Below are 2,390 nucleotides of genomic sequence, written 5' to 3'. Positions count from 1 at the left end.
GCCCCGCGCAGGAACCCGCCCTCGCGCACGTAGCTGGTGCCGGGGGCGTCGGGGTCGGGGTCGTACAGCCCGTCCAGGTCCCAGTCGCGGTCGGCGGGGGCGGGGCCCGTCGCGTCGCGGCCGTCGGCCACCAGCTCCCACAACTCCTCGGGGGACTGCACCCCACCGGGGAAGCGGCAGCCCATCCCCACGACCGCGACGGGCTCGTGCTCCCTGTCGGCCAGCGCGCGGACCTGGGCGCGGGCGCCGCGGAGGTCGGCGGTCGCCCGCTTGAGCAGAGCCCGGAACTTTTCCTCGTTGGACACTTCTGGACCACGACTCCCGTGTTGGCGCGGAGGGACCGGAACGAACGGTCGGGGGAAGGGAAGGGCTCAGGAGATCCCGAACTCCTCGTCGAGCAGGTCGAACAGCTCGTCGTCGGTGGCGCCGTCGACGTCGGGGAGGCCGTCCGCCCGGTCAGCGCCGGACCGCTCCAGGAGCGCGAGGAGTCCGCGCAGCCGTCGGGACGTCCGCTCGCGGGCGGCGTCGTCGAGCGGGGCCGAGGAGAGGGCCGCCTCCAGCGCGTCCAGCCCGGGCACCTCCCGCCCGTCCGACCCGGCCTCGGCTGACAGCTCCGCCAGGTGGCGGGCGAGCGCGGTGGGGTTCGGGTGGTCGAACGCGACCGTGGTGGCCAGGTCCAGCCCGGTCGCCGCCGCGAGCCGGTTGCGCAGCCGCAACGCGGCCAGCGAGTCGACCCCCGCCTCCATGAAGCCCCTCGCGGGATCGACCGCGTCGGGGGAGCCGTGTCCCAGGACCGCGGCGGTCGCGTCCCGAACCAGGTCGAGCGGGGTCCGCCCGGGTCCGTCCGTGTCCGGCTCCGCGGCGTCCGGGACCGGCGGCGCCTCGGGGGCCCGCCCGGACGCCGTCCCGGGAGCGTCCGCCGACAGCCAGTAGCGACGCCGCTGGAAGGCGTAGGTGGGCAGGTCGGCGGTGTCGGCGCCGGCGAAGAAGGGCGTCCAGTCGACGCCGACACCGCGCACGTGTGCCTCCGCCAGTGCGCGGACCACCAGGTCCGGTTCTGCCGCGTCGGTGCCCAGCAGCGGGATCAGCGCCGGGACCGCGCCGCCGTCGGCGGCCAGGCAGTCGTGCGCCAGCACGGTCAGCGTCCCGGCGGGGCCCAGCTCCAGCAGAACACCGGCGCCCTCCGAGCGGAGGCGGCGCACGCCGTCGGCGAAGCGCACCGGTTCGCGCGCGTGCCGCACCCAGTAGCCGGGGTCGGTGGCCTCCTCGGCGCTCAGGAGCCGCCCGGTCAGGTTGGACACGACCGGGCGGACGGGCGCGTTCAGCGCGGTCGCCCCGACGACGTGCGCGAACGCGTCCAGCATCGGGTCCATCCGGGGGGAGTGGAAGGCGCGGTCGACCTTCAGCCGCCTGGTCCGCGCGCCCCGTTCGGCCCAGGACGCGGTGACCTCGGCGACGGCGTCGGCGTCCCCCGAGACCACCACGGAGGAGGGGCCGTTGACGGCGGCGACCGCGACGCGCCCCGCGTACCCCGCCAGCGAGGCGGCCACCTCCTCCTCGGCGGCCCCGACGGCTGCCATCGCGCCGCCGGGCGGCAGCGCCTGCATGAGGCGGCCGCGTGCGGCGACCAGCGCACAGGCGTCGGGAAGGTCGAGGACCCCGGCCGTGTGCGCGGCGGTGATCTCGCCGACGGAGTGGCCCATCAGCAGGTCCGGGACGATTCCGTGCGCGGCGAGCAGCCGGTGCAGCGCCACCCCGAGCGCGAACAGCGCGGGCTGGGTGTAACCGGTCCGGTTCAGCAGGGCCGCGTCCGGGGACCCTTCGGGCGCGGCCATCACCGAGCGCAGGGGGCGGTCCAGGTGTGGGTCGAAGCGGGCGCACACCTCGTCGAGGGCGTGAGCGAAGACCGGGAACGCCGCGGACAGCCCCGCACCCGTCCCCGGACGCTGGCTGCCCTGCCCGGGGAACAGCATCGCGACCCGGCCGGGCGGGGTCACGGCCGAGCCCTGGACGAGACCGGCGGCCGGACGGCCGCGGGCGAGCGCGTCGAGCCGGTCGGCGAGCTCGCCGAGGTCCGAACCGACGACGACGGCGCGGTGGTCCAGGTGCGCGCGGGTGGCGGCCAGCGCGCGCGCGACCGCGCGCGGCTCCGGCCCGGGGTGCCCGGCCAGGTGGTCGCGCAGCCGCGCGGCCTGCGCGCGAAGGGCCTCGGGGTCGTGGGCCGAGACGGTCCACGGAACGGGGGCGGCGGTCGCGGAGCCGGCCGCCGGTCCGGGGGACGGATCCGTCGGCGGCGCCTGCTCGACGAGGACGTGCGCGTTGGTGCCGCTGACGCCGAAGGAGGACACCCCGGCGCGGCGGGGGCGTCCGGTGTCGGGCCAGGGGGCCGC

General features: G+C 77.6%; 2 protein-coding genes. Both read right to left on the bottom strand.

Features of this window, described 5'->3' with window-relative positions; genetic code table 11:
- Positions 1-305 (bottom strand): beta-ketoacyl synthase N-terminal-like domain-containing protein (locus EV190_RS23200; protein ID WP_208113303.1); only part of this gene is annotated, 305 nt, incomplete at its 3' end.
- Between the two features lie 66 nt (positions 306-371).
- The coding region (locus EV190_RS23195; protein WP_133743742.1) for an acyltransferase domain-containing protein at positions 372-2,390 on the bottom strand (2,019 nt) is incomplete at its 5' end.

It is taken from the genome of Actinorugispora endophytica (assembly GCF_004363075.1).
In the GTDB taxonomy this organism is placed as follows: Bacteria; Actinomycetota; Actinomycetes; order Streptosporangiales; family Streptosporangiaceae; genus Actinorugispora; species Actinorugispora endophytica.
This window is presented reverse-complemented; position numbering and strand designations above follow the sequence as displayed.